The organism is Roseovarius lutimaris (genome assembly GCF_900115165.1).
GTDB lineage: Bacteria > Pseudomonadota > Alphaproteobacteria > Rhodobacterales > Rhodobacteraceae > Roseovarius > Roseovarius lutimaris.
Genome location: NZ_FOVP01000026.1, coordinates 16,202 through 30,908, shown reverse-complemented (window position 1 = coordinate 30,908; position 14,707 = coordinate 16,202). Strand labels below are relative to the sequence as shown.

Annotated in this window: 13 protein-coding genes; 6 read left to right on the top strand and 7 right to left on the bottom strand. The window is 61.0% G+C overall.

Going from position 1 to position 14,707, the window contains the following annotated elements; all coding sequences use genetic code 11:
* The 4 genes from BMZ91_RS18360 to BMZ91_RS18345 all read right to left on the bottom strand — a co-directional run.
* The coding region (locus BMZ91_RS18360) for a transposase (RefSeq protein ID WP_143076389.1) at positions 1-388 on the bottom strand (388 nt) is incomplete at its 3' end.
* 355 nt (positions 389-743) lie between these two features.
* Entirely contained in the window at positions 744-1,421 is a 678-nt protein-coding gene (locus BMZ91_RS18355) for a Crp/Fnr family transcriptional regulator (RefSeq protein ID WP_092841925.1), read from the bottom strand.
* A 332-nt stretch (positions 1,422-1,753) separates the two neighbouring features.
* On the bottom strand, positions 1,754-3,643 hold the full coding sequence (gene prpE, locus BMZ91_RS18350; protein WP_092841922.1) for a propionate-CoA ligase PrpE: 1,890 nt from the start codon (positions 3,641-3,643) through the stop codon (positions 1,754-1,756).
* 218 nt (positions 3,644-3,861) lie between these two features.
* Entirely contained in the window at positions 3,862-6,141 is a 2,280-nt protein-coding gene (locus BMZ91_RS18345) for an NADP-dependent malic enzyme (protein WP_092841920.1), read from the bottom strand.
* Between the two features lie 222 nt (positions 6,142-6,363).
* On the opposite strand from BMZ91_RS18345, the gene upp reads away from it, so the two are divergent.
* Together upp and BMZ91_RS18335 are read left to right on the top strand one after the other, a co-directional pair.
* A complete protein-coding gene (gene upp / locus BMZ91_RS18340) occupies positions 6,364-6,996 on the top strand; it encodes a uracil phosphoribosyltransferase (protein ID WP_092841936.1) in 633 nt (210 codons plus the stop codon).
* Positions 6,997-7,062: 66 nt separating this feature from the next.
* Positions 7,063-8,445, top strand: coding sequence for an SPOR domain-containing protein (locus tag BMZ91_RS18335; RefSeq protein WP_092841918.1), 1,383 nt, complete (start codon positions 7,063-7,065; stop codon positions 8,443-8,445).
* Between the two features lie 122 nt (positions 8,446-8,567).
* Here BMZ91_RS18335 and BMZ91_RS18330 read toward each other — a convergent pair whose 3' ends face one another.
* The 3 genes from BMZ91_RS18330 to BMZ91_RS18320 form a co-directional block, all read right to left on the bottom strand.
* Positions 8,568-9,566 carry a type I glyceraldehyde-3-phosphate dehydrogenase gene (locus BMZ91_RS18330; protein WP_092841917.1) on the bottom strand — a complete coding sequence of 333 codons (999 nt, stop codon included), beginning with the start codon at positions 9,564-9,566 and terminating at the stop codon, positions 8,568-8,570.
* 133 nt (positions 9,567-9,699) lie between these two features.
* Positions 9,700-10,278: a Hint domain-containing protein gene (locus BMZ91_RS18325; protein WP_245736468.1), complete on the bottom strand. Its 579-nt coding sequence runs from the start codon at positions 10,276-10,278 to the stop codon at positions 9,700-9,702.
* A 281-nt stretch (positions 10,279-10,559) separates the two neighbouring features.
* A complete protein-coding gene (locus tag BMZ91_RS18320) occupies positions 10,560-11,207 on the bottom strand; it encodes a sulfotransferase family 2 domain-containing protein (RefSeq protein ID WP_092841915.1) in 648 nt (215 codons plus the stop codon).
* 75 nt (positions 11,208-11,282) lie between these two features.
* Between BMZ91_RS18320 and htpX the strand changes: the two genes are divergently transcribed.
* The 4 genes from htpX to BMZ91_RS18300 all read left to right on the top strand — a co-directional run bounded on the left by htpX (position 11,283) and on the right by BMZ91_RS18300 (position 14,707).
* Positions 11,283-12,152 (top strand): zinc metalloprotease HtpX, encoded by an 870-nt coding sequence (gene htpX / locus BMZ91_RS18315; RefSeq protein ID WP_092841932.1) that lies wholly within the window; start codon positions 11,283-11,285, stop codon positions 12,150-12,152.
* An 84-nt stretch (positions 12,153-12,236) separates the two neighbouring features.
* The gene (locus BMZ91_RS18310) at positions 12,237-12,719 is read left to right on the top strand and encodes a thioesterase family protein (protein ID WP_092841913.1); all 483 of its coding nucleotides are present in this window, start codon (positions 12,237-12,239) and stop codon (positions 12,717-12,719) included.
* Between the two features lie 150 nt (positions 12,720-12,869).
* A complete protein-coding gene (locus BMZ91_RS18305) occupies positions 12,870-13,829 on the top strand; it encodes an ABC transporter permease (protein WP_092841911.1) in 960 nt (319 codons plus the stop codon).
* On the top strand, positions 13,826-14,707 hold the full coding sequence (locus BMZ91_RS18300) for an ABC transporter permease (protein ID WP_245736467.1): 882 nt from the start codon (positions 13,826-13,828) through the stop codon (positions 14,705-14,707). Before BMZ91_RS18305 ends, BMZ91_RS18300 begins: the two co-directional genes overlap by 4 nt.

Below are 14,707 nucleotides of genomic sequence, written 5' to 3'. Positions count from 1 at the left end.
CCACGGTCGTCTCAAACAAATGGCGCAACAGTTCGCTCTCGCGAAACCGCCCATGCCGGTTCTTGGAAAATGTCGAGTGATCAGGCACGCGGTCACTCAGATCAAGACGGCAGAACCAGCGATATGCCAGGTTGAGATGAACCTCCTCACACAGGCGGCGTTCGGACCGGATGCCAAAGCAGTAGCCCACCAAAAGCATGCGGATCAGTAACTCTGGATCGATGGAAGGACGGCCCGTGTGGCTATAAAACTCAGCCAGATACTGGCGGATGCCGCTCAGATCGACAAACCGATCAATCGAACGAAGCAAGTGATTTTGCGGGATGTGATCCTCCAGCGAGAACCCATAAAACAGCGCCGCCTGTGCTTCCTGCCTCGGTCCCAACATCGCAAAAATCCCCCAATCAATATGGGAATTGAATCAGTGAATGGGCACCCGATCAAGGAAGAGTTTTTCAACACAATACGCCCAACTCTGACATTCGCTTGTTGCACCAAGCCGGTTAACAGCCGCGTAGCGGCCCGGCCATCGTCAGCCCCTCCCTTGGGCTGGCGATTTGGCTAATGCAGGCGCAACAATTGTTCTGGGAATGTATTTTGCCAGCATAAAGCGCTCTGCAATCTACGTCGGCTCACCAACCCAGGGGCTGACGTTGTCCTAACGTGGCTAGTATTCGCATTGTCCGCACTGCCGCCCTTGCCCAAACAGGCATCACCCGAAGGCCCACCGCGACGGGCGCGCCTCACTCAGCAGCCCCCGCAACGCATAAAAGCGCCGCAAGATCGCAAATCACAAGCCCCCTGCCCTGACGCATGACAATACCGGCCTGCTCCCACTCGCGGATCTGGCGGTTGACGCTTTCGCGTGTCAGCCCGACAAGATCGCCAAGATCGGATTGCGAAAACTTCTCGGAGAGGCGCCGCCGCCCATCCGGCATCGGCTCGCCCCATTTTTCCGCCAGATGCAGCAACAACCGCGCCAATCGCGCCTGCCCGTCGGCCAGCACATGCGCGGTATACATCGCCGAGGTCTCTCGCAGGCGACGGCACAGCGTCTCGATCACGCCAAGGGCGGCCTCGGGGTTGTCCCTCAGCAGCGCAGCAATCTGTGCCCGCGTCAACACCAGGCCCTGCACCCGCGTCGCCGCCACCACATCGGCGCTGCGCGGCATGCCGTCAAGCGCGGCCAGCTCACCCACCATGTCGCCCGCCCCAAGATGGGTCAGGATCGAGCGGCGGCCATCGATTGAGGTGCGACTGATCTCGACCCGGCCCTTGGTGATCAGCATCATCGTGCTGTCTTTATCACCAGTGCCATAGATCGTGCGCCCCGAAGCGAATTCGATAGCGCGGCCATGGCGTTCAAGCAGGATGCGAAACCCGGTATCCTCGGTCAGATCGGTCGCCAGCGTCAAAGGCATATTCAAAAAAATCCCGCTTTTCTCACGACTTCTGTGAGGTGCATCACAGCGCAGCGCGCCAGAACCTGCAACAGTTGATTTGCGTCTTATGTATCAGGGTGTCCCAAGCCCTTTTTATCATCCCAAACTTTGCCCATGGATATTGGGACGCACCGGTTCAATGAGACCCTGATCGCACTTCCCGACAGGCGCTTCAAATCGGTAAAGCTGTCTGGCCCGGCGTTTGTGAGTACTCCGCGCCAGGCAGCTCACAATTTAGCTAGTGATTGAAGTCGTGTAACAGGCCCCGGGTGGAAACATCCGGGGCTTATTTCATCTGTCATAGCGACGTCTTACTTTGCCAGGCCGATGCCCTGCAATGCAGTCTTGATTTCATCAAGAATGGCCGGATCGTCAATCGTGGCGGGCATCTTGTACTCGGCCCCATCCGCAATCTTCACCATGATCGCGCGCAGGATCTTGCCAGAGCGCGTCTTGGGCAAACGGTCCACAACCACCGCAAGCTTGAACGCCGCCACCGGCCCGATCTGATCGCGCACAAGCGCGACGATTTCCTTGACCACCTCGGCCTCGGGGCGATTGACGCCCTTGTTGAGACAAAGAAATCCGACCGGCGCCTGCCCCTTGAGGGTGTCGCTTACGCCAATCACGGCGCATTCGGCGACATCGGGGTGAGAGGCAAGCACCTCTTCCATGGCGCCGGTTGACAGGCGGTGACCGGCCACGTTGATCACGTCATCGGTGCGTGCCATGATCCAGAGATAGCCATCCTCGTCCTTCATGCCCGCATCGCCGGTCTCGTAATAGCCGGGAAAGGTGTTGAGATAGGATTTGCGAAACCGGTCCTCGGCGTTCCACAGGGTGGGGAGGGTGCCCGGCGGCAACGGAAGCTTGACCGCAATCGCGCCCAATTCGCCCGCAGGCAGTTCGTGCCCGCCGTCATCCAGGATGTGAATATCATACCCCGGCATCGGAACGGTGGGAGAGCCGATCTTGACCGGCATCGCCTCAATCCCGACCGGGTTACCGGCGATGGTATAGCCGGTTTCGGTTTGCCACCAGTGGTCATAAACCGGCTTGCCGGTCAGCGCCTGCGTCCATTCGATGGTATCGGGATCGGCCCGTTCACCGGCAAGGTAGATGGCGTTCAACCCGCTGAGGTCGTATTTCTTGAGGTACTCGCCCTTGGGGTCTTCGCGCTTGACCGCGCGAAAGGCGGTGGGGGCGGTGAAGAAGCTCTTGACCTTATGTTCTTGGATCACCCGCCAGAAGGTGCCCGCATCCGGCGTGCCGATCGGCTTGCCCTCGAACACGATGGTGGTGTTGCCGCTGATAAGCGGGCCATAGCAGATATAGGAATGCCCCACGACCCAGCCCACATCGGACGCCGCCCAGAACACATCGCCGGGGTCGACGTTATAGATGTTTTTCATGGTCCAGTTCAGCGCAACAAGATGCCCTGCCGTCGGGCGCACCACGCCCTTGGGCGCGCCGGTGGTGCCCGACGTATAGAGGATATAGGCCGGATGATCGCCTGACACCGGCACGCATTCGGCAGGCTCGACACCCGCCTGAAACCCGTGCCAGTCAAAATCGCGATCAGGGATAAGCGCCGCGACTTCCTGTTCGCGCTGAAAGATCACGGTAAACTCGGGCTTGTGTGTGGCCTGTTCAATCGCACTGTCCAGAAGTGGCTTGTAATGCACCACGCGCCCTGGCTCCAACCCGCAAGAGGCGGCGATAATCGCCTTGGGCGTGGCATCGTCGATCCGCACCGCCAGTTCATGCGCGGCAAAGCCGCCAAACACAACCGAATGAATCGCCCCGAGACGGGCGCAGGCCAGCATCGCCTCAAGCGCCTCGGGCACCATCGGCATATAGATGATGACGCGGTCACCCTTTTCAACGCCCTTGGCGCGCAGCGCGCCGGCAAGGCTGGCAACGCGGGTTTGCAATTCGGCGTAGCTTATCTTGTGCTTGGTGTCGGTGATCGGGCTGTCATAGATGATCGCGGTGCGCGCGCCATTGCCGGCCTCGACATGGCGGTCGACGGCGTTGTAACAGGTGTTGACCTGTGCATCCTTGAACCACTCGTACAAAGGGGCGTTGTCGTCGAAGAGCGCCTTGCTGGGCTTTTCGACCCAGTCAATCGCCTCAGCCGCCTTCATCCAGAACGCGTCAGGGTCTTGCTTCCAGCCGTCGTAAAGCTCTTTGTATCCCATGGTATCCTCCTCCGATCCGATGAATATGTGTTACGGACCGCTTGCCCTTGCGGCAAGCATCTTGCGCAAGAGCGTGGCAGATTACCGCATAGAATTTGCAGAAATACGCGAAAAAGGTCTGCAAATTTTTGCAAACCCTTCTCTTCTATGCGGATCAAGGGCTGCTTCGGCATTATTTGCAAATCTGCAAATAAATATCGTGCAAACCCGACAGATCGCTACCCGTAATGCGCCACCGGCGTGCCCGCAATGGCGGCCATGTTCAAAAGCCCCCGCGCGGTAATGGATGGGTTGACGATATGCACCCGGTTGCCCATGCCCATCAGGATCGGCCCGACCTCTAGCCCGGCCGCCTTCATCTTGAGGATATTGCGCACCCCGGAGGCCGAATCCGAGTTCGAGAAAATCAACACGTTTGCCGCGCCCTGCATCCGGTTACCCGGCAAGAGCCGCTCGCGCAGCTCGGCATCGAGGGCCGCATCGGCATTCATCTCCCCCTCATATATGAAGTCGCGCGGCGCGCGATCCAGCAATTCGATCGCGGCGCGCAGACGCTTGCCGGAATCGCTCTCCTGATTGCCGAATTGCGATTGCGAACAGAACGCGATTTTCGGCTCGATCCCGAAGCGGCGCACATGGCGGGCCGCGCCAATCGCGGTCTCGGCCAGGTTTTCCGGTGTCGGGAAAACCCTGACATGGGTGTCGGCGATGAACAACGGCCCATCCCGAAGGATCATCATCGAGAGCGCGCCATGCGGGGTATAGTCATCATTGCCAAGCACCTGGTTCACATAATTCAGATGCCAGTGGTATTCACCAAAGGTGCCGCAAATCATGCTATCAGCCTCGCCGCGATGCACCATCACCGCGCCGATGGCGGTGGTATTGGTGCGCATGATCGCCTTGGCCAGATCGGGGGTGACCCCGCGCCGTTTCATGATCTCGTAATAGCTTTGCCAATAGTCCCGATAGCGCGGGTCGTCTTCGGGGTTCACCACATTGAAATCGCGCCCAGGGCGGATATCAAGGCCCATCCGCTCGCAGCGCTGGTCGATCACCGAGGGGCGGCCGATCAGAATGGGGTGTTCTGTGGTCTCTTCCAGAATGGCCTGTGCGGCGCGCAGCACGCGCTCGTCCTCCCCCTCGGTAAAGACGATCTTGCGCGATGCGGTCGCGGCGGCCTCGAACACCGGGCGCATGAGCAAGGCGGATTTGAACACGCTCGCGTCAAGCCTTTCCTTGTAGGTCTTGAGATCGGCAATCGGCTTGGTCGCAACACCGCTTTCCATCGCCGCACGCGCCACCGCAGTGGACACGATGCCCGACAGGCGCGGATCAAACGGTTTCGGGATCAGGTAATCGACGCCAAAGGTCATCTGCTCGCCCTGATAGGCGGCGGCGGCCTCGGCGCTTGTGCTGGCGCGGGCCAGATCGGCGATCCCCTGCACACAGGCAACCTGCATTGCGTCGTTGATCTCGGTGGCCCCCGCATCAAGCGCGCCGCGAAAGATGAACGGAAAACACAGCACGTTGTTGACCTGATTTGGAAAATCGCTGCGCCCGGTGGCGATGATCGCATCCGGCACCGCCTCGCGGGCAAGATCGGGCATGATCTCGGGGTTGGGATTGGCCAGAGCAAACACGATCGGATGCGCTGACATTTTCTTGACCATCTCGGGTTTGAGGATATCAGGCCCGGACAACCCAAGGAACAAATCCGCCCCGTCGATCACCTGATCGAGGGTGCGCAGCGTGCTATCCTGGGCAAACGCGGCCTTTTCGGGGTTCATTTCAACCTCTCGCCCCTTGTAGACCAGACCGTGAATATCACAGAGCCAGACATTTTCGCGCTTCACCCCCAGCTTGAGCAGCATGTTGAGACAGGCAATGCCGGCTGCCCCGCCGCCGGTCGAGACCACCTTGATCTCTTCAAATTTCTTCTTTGCCACGACAAGCGCGTTGGTTGCGGCGGCGCCGACGACGATGGCGGTGCCGTGCTGATCGTCGTGAAACACCGGGATGTTCATCCGCTCGCGGCAAATTCGTTCAACGATAAAACAATCGGGCGCCTTGATGTCTTCGAGGTTGATCGCGCCAAAGGTCGGTTCCAGCGCGCAGACGATCTCGGCAAGTTTTTCGGGGTCGTTTTCGTTCAGCTCGATATCGAAACAGTCGATATTGGCGAATTTCTTGAACAGGACCGCCTTGCCCTCCATCACCGGCTTTGACGCCAGGGCGCCAATGTTTCCAAGGCCCAGAACGGCTGTTCCATTGGTGACCACCCCGACAAGATTGCCGCGCGTGGTATAGCGGGCTGCGGTGGCCGGATCGGCCTTTATCTCAAGACAGGCCTCGGCCACGCCGGGGGAATAGGCCCGTGCCAGATCGCGACCATTGGCCATCGGCTTGGTCGCATGGATCTCTAGCTTGCCCGGTTTGGGGAATTCGTGGTAATCCAGCGCCGCCTGACGCGCAGTATCCTTGTGGCTGTCGGTCATGATATCCCCTCGCTTCAACAAAGTAGTTTAACATTAAACTACCCCTCCGGAACGCTCAATACCACGGCGCGCCGATTTTTCAAGTCTCAGCTTGCACCCGCAACCGTCCGCGCGCAATGGCCTTCACCGTCGCGTAGCATTGCCACGTCAACGTTGCCCTTGGCGCCGATTTCTGGAATGACAGATCAAACCCAATGGCCGCGCAGCCCCAAAGGACAGCCCATGACCCAGCATCTGACCATCGTCGATCATCCCCTCGTGCAACACAAGCTGACCCTGATGCGGGAAAAAGAGACCTCGACGGCGGTCTTTCGACAGCTTCTGCGCGAGATAAGCCAGCTTTTGGCCTATGAGGTCACCCGTGAGCTTCCGATGACACCGCGTGAGATCGAAACCCCGCTTCAGAAAATGGATGCCCCGGTGCTTGCCGGGCGCAAGCTTGCTCTGATTTCGATCCTGCGCGCGGGCAACGGATTGCTTGACGGCATGCTTGAACTTATTCCGTCGGCGCGGGTCGGCTTTGTCGGGCTGTATCGGGATGAAGAGACCCTTCAACCGGTCAAATACTACTTCAAAGTTCCAGAGAATTTGGCCGAACGCCTTGTGATCGTGGTCGATCCGATGCTTGCCACCGGCAATTCCTCTGCCGCAGCGGTACAGATGCTCAAAGACGCTGGCGCCACGAACATTCGGTTCCTGTGTCTTCTCGCCGCCCCCGAGGGCGTCGCCCGCATGAAAGAGGCGCACCCCGATGTCCCGGTCGTGACCGCCTCTTTAGATGAACGCCTGAACGAAAAGGGCTATATCCTGCCGGGACTAGGGGATGCGGGTGACCGAATGTTTGGCACAAGATAAGCTATAAACTGTTTACTAAACAGCGCGAATAAGGCAATCTGCCCTCAACTGTATCCGGGGGGCAAAATGAACCTGTCGAGACTTTCCTTGATCGCCATCGCCGCCGCCCTGTTTGGGGGGGCTCAAGTCAACGCACAATCGCTGCGCAACGCGCCGACACCTGCCGAATTCCCGGCCAGCTCTTATCAGGGTCGGCAATATGTGGATAGCAAGGGCTGTGTCTTCATTCGGGCCGGGGTTGGCGCGAATGTGACATGGGTGCCGCGCGTCACGCGGGATCGCAAGGCGCTTTGCGGCTTTCAGCCAAGCATTGCCAAGGCCGCGCCGCCTGCGGTGCCGGCCGCCAAACCGGCCACGGCAAAGGTCGCGGCCACCGCGCCCGCCCCGGCCAGGCCTGTACAGGTTGTGGCCAAGCCCACCCCCAAAGCCACGCCGCCACGGGTCGTGAAACGCACCGCCGTTGCGGCCCCCACGCCCGCGCCAAAGGCCCTGCGCCGCACGGTCAAACCCGCACCCGCACCGACGGTTGCGCGGGTCCCGGCCCGCAAAGCCCCCGCCCCCAAGGCCACACCACGCAAAGCACGCGCCAAAATCATCGCGCCGCCCGATCCTTCGCGCACCGCCTGCGCCGGAACGACCGGCGTTTCGGCGGCCTATATGGTGCAGCACAAAGGCTCGCCTGTGCGCTGTGGCCCGCAAGCCACCCCGCATGTGACCTATGTCAATCGCACGGCAACGCCCGCAGTTCAGCCCAGGATCGTTCACCGGACCAGCGCCGCGCGCACCACAGGCCAGGCCGGGCGGGCGACCCGCGTCGCCCCCGCCCGCATCTATGCGCGCCAGAAAAGCAGTGCCGAGGGCACCTTTGTGCCCGAGGGGTACAAACCAGTGTGGGAAGATGATCGCCTGAACCTCAAGCGCGCCCATCAGACCTATGCCGGCATGGACCAGATGCAGGTGATGTGGACCAATACCGTGCCGCGCCGCCTGATTGATCGCCGTTCGGGGCGGGACGTGATCCACAATTACCCCGGCCTCCAGCCGCCATACACCAGTTTTGAGCAACAGCGCGCCGCCGGTGTGACCGTCTCGACCCAAGGCCGTGTTGTGCCCGATCCGGTCACGGTGCGCCAGGCCGCAGCAGTCAAACCAGCGGCGAAAACGGCCCCGCGCGCGACCGTCTCGACCCGCTCGGCCCCGAAACAAGGCGCCCGCGCGGCAAGCCACCGTTATGCACAGGCTGGAATTTTCGCCGACGCGAGCCAAGGCAAGGCCGCCGCACAAAAGATCGCGCGCTCCGGGCTTCCGGCGCGGCGCGGCACGCTCAATCGCAATGGCAGGGCTCTGACGCTGGTGCTGGCCGGGCCGTTCAAGACCCAGGCACAGCTTGACGCTGGTGTCAGGAAACTTGGCGGCATGGGCTTTGGCAACGTTGTGCTGCGCAAGTAAGCGAACGGGGTGGCGGGTCCAGGGCATGTTGCGTTCATTCAAATTCCCGCAACACGCTCTGACTTATTGATTTCGCATGTTCGAGAAGCTCAAAACCGGTTCCTACTTTTGAGCAACATGCGCTAGTCCCGCCGCCCGATCAGCCGGGCCATATCGAGCATCCGGCACGAAAACCCCCATTCATTGTCATACCAGCCAAACACCCGCAGCAACCCGCCCACCGAAACCGAGGTTTGCGGCCCGCTCAGGATGATCGATTCCGGTCGCCCGCGCAGGTCGGACGAGACCAGCGGCTGTTCGGTCCAGCCAAGATAGCCATGGGCCTCGGCCGCCTCTTTCAGGCAGGTGTTCACCATCTCCTCACTCACCTCGGCGCGGGTTTGCACTGTCAGGTCGATGCAGGACACGCTGGCGGTCGGCACACGGATCGCGCGCGCCTCGATCCGGCCCTTCATCGCGGGCAGAACAAGATCGGTCTGGTGCTGCGCACTGGTGGTGGTGGGCACCATCGAGAGGGCGGCGGCGCGGCTCCGCTCGGGGGCGGCGCGCGGCTTGTCCACGGTCGGCTGGCTGCCGGTATAGCAATGCACGGTGGTCATATGGCCGCTCACGACGCCAAAACTCTGATCCAGAATCTTGAGCAGCGGCGCGAGCGCGTTGGTGGTGCAGGATGCGTTCGAAATGATCCGGTGATCGCCAAGCGCCGTCTCGTTGGCGCCCATCACCAGTGTGATATCGGCCTCGGCCGAAGGCCCGGATACCAGCACCGCCCCGGCCCCTGCGGCAAGGCCGCGTTCGGCAATCGCCCGCCGCCCGCCCATGCCGGTGCATTCCAGCACAAGATCGACACCGCCCAAGTCAAGCGAACGCAGATCGGATTCACTGTGAAACGGGATATTGCGGCCATCCACAATCAATGCCTGTTCCGCGGTGCCGACCTGCCCCGGCCAGGGGCCAAACACGCTATCATACTGAAACAGATAGGCACAGGTTGCCAGCGGCTCGATCTCGTTGATCAATACAAGCTCGATATCCGCCGCGTCCCGCATCAGGATGCGCAACAGCGTGCGCCCGATCCGGCCAAAACCGTTGATCGCAATGCGAATGGGTCTACGTGACATGGGGGCCTCCGACGTGACAGGTCAATAAAGCTGACATTGTGACGTGGCGCGCCGATTGACCAGTGCTGAAACACAATTTGATCAAAAAGAGACCGCTCAGAGCCGTGTTTTGCTTGGGGGCCGGTCAAAGATCTCAGACCGAGGCGAGGACCGCATCGTTGGGCGCAAAGACCGCCCCCCCCTCAAGCGCCATCGTCAGGCGCCGTGCCTCGTTCAGCGGCAGCACGCTATAGGGTGGCCCTTCCTCCTGTCCCAGAGCATAATCCAGCAAGTCCCGCGAGGACGGGCACAGGAACATAAGGCCATGTTCCGCGAACACCACTTGATCCTCGTCGAAATGCAAAACAGTCACCTCGGCATCCGGGGCGGGCGGCACGCGTGACACACCATTGCCCCCCTCCAGCGCCGCAGCAGGCAAGAGGGCAAATGGATCGCCCCAGATCGTCTCGGCCATATCGCTTTCAAGCATGACCGCCTGATGCGGCATGATGGTCAGCGCACCACGATTACCCAAGGCCCCCGAGGCCAGTTCAATCGGCCAAAACCGTTGCGGGCAGGCGTGGCTACCGGTCCAGAGCGGCTTGCGGCTGACATTGCTGAGCGGTTGAAGCCCGTTGTCAAAGGTCAGAACGTGATCGCCTTTGGTCAGCGCCTCGACCGTGCGCCAGCCATTGGCCGTGGCGACCCGCGTGCCAGATACCAGGCCGGTCATTACACCATCAGGGTCTTGCGCCCTCCCAGTCGGCGCTGTTCCCCAGATCGGTTTTCCCGTTTTTGAGCCAATCCAACTCAGCATCATCCGTCCCATGTTGATTTCAACAGCGCCTTGGCAGCAGGCAGGTTCATCCTTGCGTCAATCTACTAACTTTCCATTATCATGACCCGGTTTAGTCCGAAAAAAGGCAGGATCATGGCATCGTTGCCCATAAGGCGACAGCGCGATGACACATTTGAAATTGGTTAACGAAACCCGGGTAATCTCACGGAAAGGTGCTAAAACGCATAACCGAACTGGTCGATATCCCCGGCCGAGAGCCGCGCCAGACAGGCGGCGTCAGAATCGCTGTAATAGCTGCGGTAATCGGTGCTGCCGCGCGTCGATCGATTGGCCCGTGGCAGATCAAGTGTAAAGCCAAGATGGTCCCAAAGCGGGGCGGCATCCTCTTCGAGGTGCTCAAGCCGGATATAGCAGGTGCAATAATGCGCCCCGTCCGAGGCCGTCATGTAAGACCGCGCCGGGCTGGCCGACCACGCCTTTTGCGTCAATGGCGCGTTCAGGAAATCGCTGAATTCAACGCTCTGGGCAAGGCGCACCGCAGGATGGTCGAACGATTGCCCGCACAGCCAGTGATAATAGCTGACCATGCGATCCCACGGGTTGCGCACAAGGGTAAAGGTAAAAGCCTCGCGAATCATGCTTAACGGCACAAGCCCGTCGATATCCGCCAGCGTCGCATGTTTCCACAATCGCCCTGTCGCAGCTGCGCCCCTGAGCCGGCCGGCGCGGCGTTTCGCCTTGGGGGTGTCGCCGATCAGGATATCATCGGCCATCGCCCGCCCCTCAAGCGCAAGCGCCATAGATGTGCCGCCGGTCTTGGGGATGTGCACAAAGATGAAACCGCGCCCGGATGAGATGATCATGCCCCTACCCTACCCGCTTGCCGCGCGGCTGAAAGCCCCCATATAACGCTGAGGTAAATCGAGGGTGAAACCATGATGGGATATCTGCGTACTGCGGTGTTGATGGCGGCGATGACCGCGCTTTTTCTTGGAATTGGCGCGCTCCTGGGCGGCGTCGGGGGCGCAATGATCGCGCTTATGATCGCGCTTGCGATGAATGCCTATACCTGGTGGAATTCGGACCGCGCGGTGTTGCGCATGCATGATGCGCGCGCGGCAAGCGGCCCCGAGGGCAAGGCGCTTGAACGGTTGGTGCATGACATGGCCGATCGCGCAGGCATGCCACGCCCAAAGGTCTATATCCTGCAAAATGATCAGCCCAACGCCTTTGCCACAGGGCGCAACCCTGAAAACGCCGCCGTGGCCGCCACCACCGGCCTTTTGACCCGGCTGAGCGAGCCCGAGATTGCCGCCGTCATGGCCCATGAGCTTGCCCATATCCGCAACCATGACACCACCATCATGACCATCACCGCCACCTTTGCCGGGGCCATTTCCATGCTGGCGAACTTCGCGCTGTTCTTTGGCAATAACCGCAACAACCCTCTTGGTATCATCGGCACACTGGCGCTCATGATACTGGCCCCGCTGGCGGCCGGCCTTGTACAGATGGCGATCAGCCGCAGCCGCGAATACGAGGCCGACCGCATCGGCGCCGAGATCTGCGGCAATCCGCTCTGGCTGGCCTCGGCGCTTGAACGCATCTCGGGGCTGGCGGCACGTATTGATAACGAGAGCGCCGAGCGCAACCCCGCCACGGCGCATATGTTCATCGTCAACCCGCTGCATGCCCATGCCCGCGACCGGCTGTTTTCAACCCACCCGGATCCCGCCAACCGTATCCGTGCCCTGCGCGAGATGGCCGGGGCGCAGGGGCAAAGTGGCGCGACCGGCCCTTGGGGATAACATATGGCGCAAACCCGCACGCCATTGCACACCAACCCAGATTTCACGTAAACAAGGCGCGATCTCAAACCAAAAGGCGCGCCGATGCCCGATGCACATCCCTTCATGTCCTCCTTTCACAACGTCGAAGAGGGCTGGATTGATTTCAACGGTCACATGAACATGGGCTATTACACGGTGCTGTTCGATCGCTGCGCGGATGAGGCCTTTGCCGAAATGGGCTTTGGCCCGGATTATGTCAAGACGCGCGGCCACAGCACCTTTTCCGCCGAATTTCACATCCGCTACCTGCGCGAGATCAAACTTGGGGACCGGGTGCAAAGCACGTTTCGCCTGCTTGATCACGACGATAAACGCTTTCACAGCTTTCAGGAGCTTTACCATCAGGACGGCTGGCTTGCCGCCACCGGCGAAGGCATGACCCTGCATGTCGACCTCTCGGGCCCGCGCGTCGCACCGATGCCCGACGATATCCTGACCCGCGTGCGCGCCATGGCCGGGACCCACGCAACCTTGCCGGTGCCAGAGGGCGTGGGCCACAAAATCGGCATCCGCCGCAAAGCGTAGGGTGGGTGAAACCCACGCGCTCTCCCCTTCACGCTCCAAACACGCAAAGGTTAATGCGGCCCATGCCCCAAGCCCTCTCGACGCGGGGCGCGCGCATGCGCTAGGCTCTGAGTGCGACACCATGATCCTTGCAAGGCGGGGCCGGCCGAAATGATCCAACTGCTTCTCCGCCGTCTGGCGCTTGGCTTTGTCACCGTCTGGCTTGTCTCGGTGATCATCTTTCTCGGGGTCGAGGCGCTTCCCGGTGATGCCTGCACCGCCGTTCTTGAACGCGACGCCCATGGTGAGGCTCTGGCGAAATGCCGGGTCGATATGGGCCTCAATGCCCCCGCCCTGGCGCGCTATGTCGATTGGGCCGGTGCCGCCCTTACGGGCGACTTCGGGGTCTCGGCCAATGGTCAGGACAGCATCAGCCAGATCGTCGGTTACCGCGTGCGCAATTCGTTGTTGCTGGCAGCAGGCGCGCTAAGTGTTGGAATTCCCTTGTCGCTTCTATTGGGCGTCGTGGCCGGTCTCTGGCGCGATACCTGGGTTGATATCCTGTTTTCCGCCGGCGCAATCTTTGCCATGACCATCCCCGAATTCGTTGCAGCGACCATCCTGATCCTGATCTTTGCGATCTGGCTTGGCTGGGTGCCCGCCATTGTCTTGACCCCCGCCGACGCGCCCCCCTTGGATTTCTTCCCTGAATTCGTGCTGGCGGCGGTGGTTCTGACCATGATCATGATCGCCCATATCATGCGCATGGTGCGCTCTTCGGTGATTGAGGTGATGGCCAGCGATTACATTCAGATGGCAACCCTCAAAGGCGTGCCCTACTGGCAGATCGTGTTTCGCCACGCCCTGCCCAACGCCCTCTTGCCTGCCATCAACGTGATCGCGCTTACCGTGGCCTGGCTATTGGGCGGCGTCGTGGTGGTTGAGGTCGTGTTCAATTATCCGGGCCTTGGACGGCTGTTGATTGATGCCATTTCCGACCGTGACCTTCCGGTGGTGCAGGCGATCACTATGATCGTCGCGGCCACCTATGTGGGCGTCAACCTTGTCGCAGATATCCTTGGCCTTGTGCTTAACCCGCGCCTGCGCAGCCATCACATGAGCCGCGGATGAGCGCGCCCGCAGCCCCCCCGATGCGGCGCTCGCGTCTTTGGGACACGCTGCGCGATATGGCGGCACGGCCCTCGGGGGCCATTGGGCTGATGCTTGTGGTGTTGCACCTGGTGATGGCCCTGATCAGCCCCTGGATCGCGCCCTATGATTACAGGGAAATGAACTCTGCGGTGATCCTTGGCGGCCCCACGGCAGAGCATCTTTTGGGCACCGATCACCTTGGCCGCGATGTCTTTTCCCGTGTTCTTCTGGGCGGGCGCGAGGCGCTTGTGGTCACCGGTATCGCCACCCCGATTGCCATGCTCTGGGGCGGCATGCTCGGGGTTCTGCTTGGCCTGCGCGGCGGTTGGGTCGACGAGGCCCTGATGCGCCTGGTCGATGCCTTTCTGGCGCTGCCCGGTATCCTGCCGCTCCTGGTGCTGATCACCGTCTTTGGCAGCGGTAACGAGGTGCTCACGCCAACGCTCGCCTTCTTCTTTGGCATTCCCGTGATCCGCGTGGCCCGCGCCGCCGCCCATGAGGTGGTCGCGCGCGATTTCATCTCGGCGGCCCGCGCGCGCGGTCACAGCCCGCTGAGTATCGTGCGCCGCGAGATTTTGCCAAATGTCACCGATACGCTTTTGGTCGAGGGCGCGATGCGCTGGTCCTGGATGCTGCTTGGCTTTTCCGCGCTGTCCTTTCTTGGCTTTGGCGTGGCGCCGCCCATGCCCGATTGGGGGCTGATGATCTCGGATGCGCGGGTCTATATGTCGCTTGCGCCCTGGGGTGTTCTGGGGCCGGTGATTGCCCTGTCCTCGCTTATCATCGGGATCAACCTGAGCGCCGATGCCCTGGCCAAGACACTTGGCCTTGATCAGGGCCGAAAGGCGGTGGTCTAG

Bases quoted from the DNA above. Each gene is read 5' to 3' on its own strand.
- BMZ91_RS18355 (WP_092841925.1), bottom strand. From the start codon at position 1,421: ATGCCTTTGACGCTGGCGACCGATCTGACCGAGGATACCGGGTTTCGC.
- prpE (WP_092841922.1), bottom strand. From the start codon at position 3,643: ATGGGATACAAAGAGCTTTACGACGGCTGGAAGCAAGACCCTGACGCG.
- BMZ91_RS18345 (WP_092841920.1), bottom strand. From the start codon at position 6,141: ATGACCGACAGCCACAAGGATACTGCGCGTCAGGCGGCGCTGGATTAC.
- upp (WP_092841936.1), top strand. From the start codon at position 6,364: ATGACCCAGCATCTGACCATCGTCGATCATCCCCTCGTGCAACACAAG.
- BMZ91_RS18335 (WP_092841918.1), top strand. From the start codon at position 7,063: ATGAACCTGTCGAGACTTTCCTTGATCGCCATCGCCGCCGCCCTGTTT.
- BMZ91_RS18330 (WP_092841917.1), bottom strand. From the start codon at position 9,566: ATGTCACGTAGACCCATTCGCATTGCGATCAACGGTTTTGGCCGGATC.
- BMZ91_RS18325 (WP_245736468.1), bottom strand. From the start codon at position 10,278: ATGACCGGCCTGGTATCTGGCACGCGGGTCGCCACGGCCAATGGCTGG.
- BMZ91_RS18320 (WP_092841915.1), bottom strand. From the start codon at position 11,207: ATGATCATCTCATCCGGGCGCGGTTTCATCTTTGTGCACATCCCCAAG.
- htpX (WP_092841932.1), top strand. From the start codon at position 11,283: ATGGGATATCTGCGTACTGCGGTGTTGATGGCGGCGATGACCGCGCTT.
- BMZ91_RS18310 (WP_092841913.1), top strand. From the start codon at position 12,237: ATGCCCGATGCACATCCCTTCATGTCCTCCTTTCACAACGTCGAAGAG.
- BMZ91_RS18305 (WP_092841911.1), top strand. From the start codon at position 12,870: ATGATCCAACTGCTTCTCCGCCGTCTGGCGCTTGGCTTTGTCACCGTC.
- BMZ91_RS18300 (WP_245736467.1), top strand. From the start codon at position 13,826: ATGAGCGCGCCCGCAGCCCCCCCGATGCGGCGCTCGCGTCTTTGGGAC.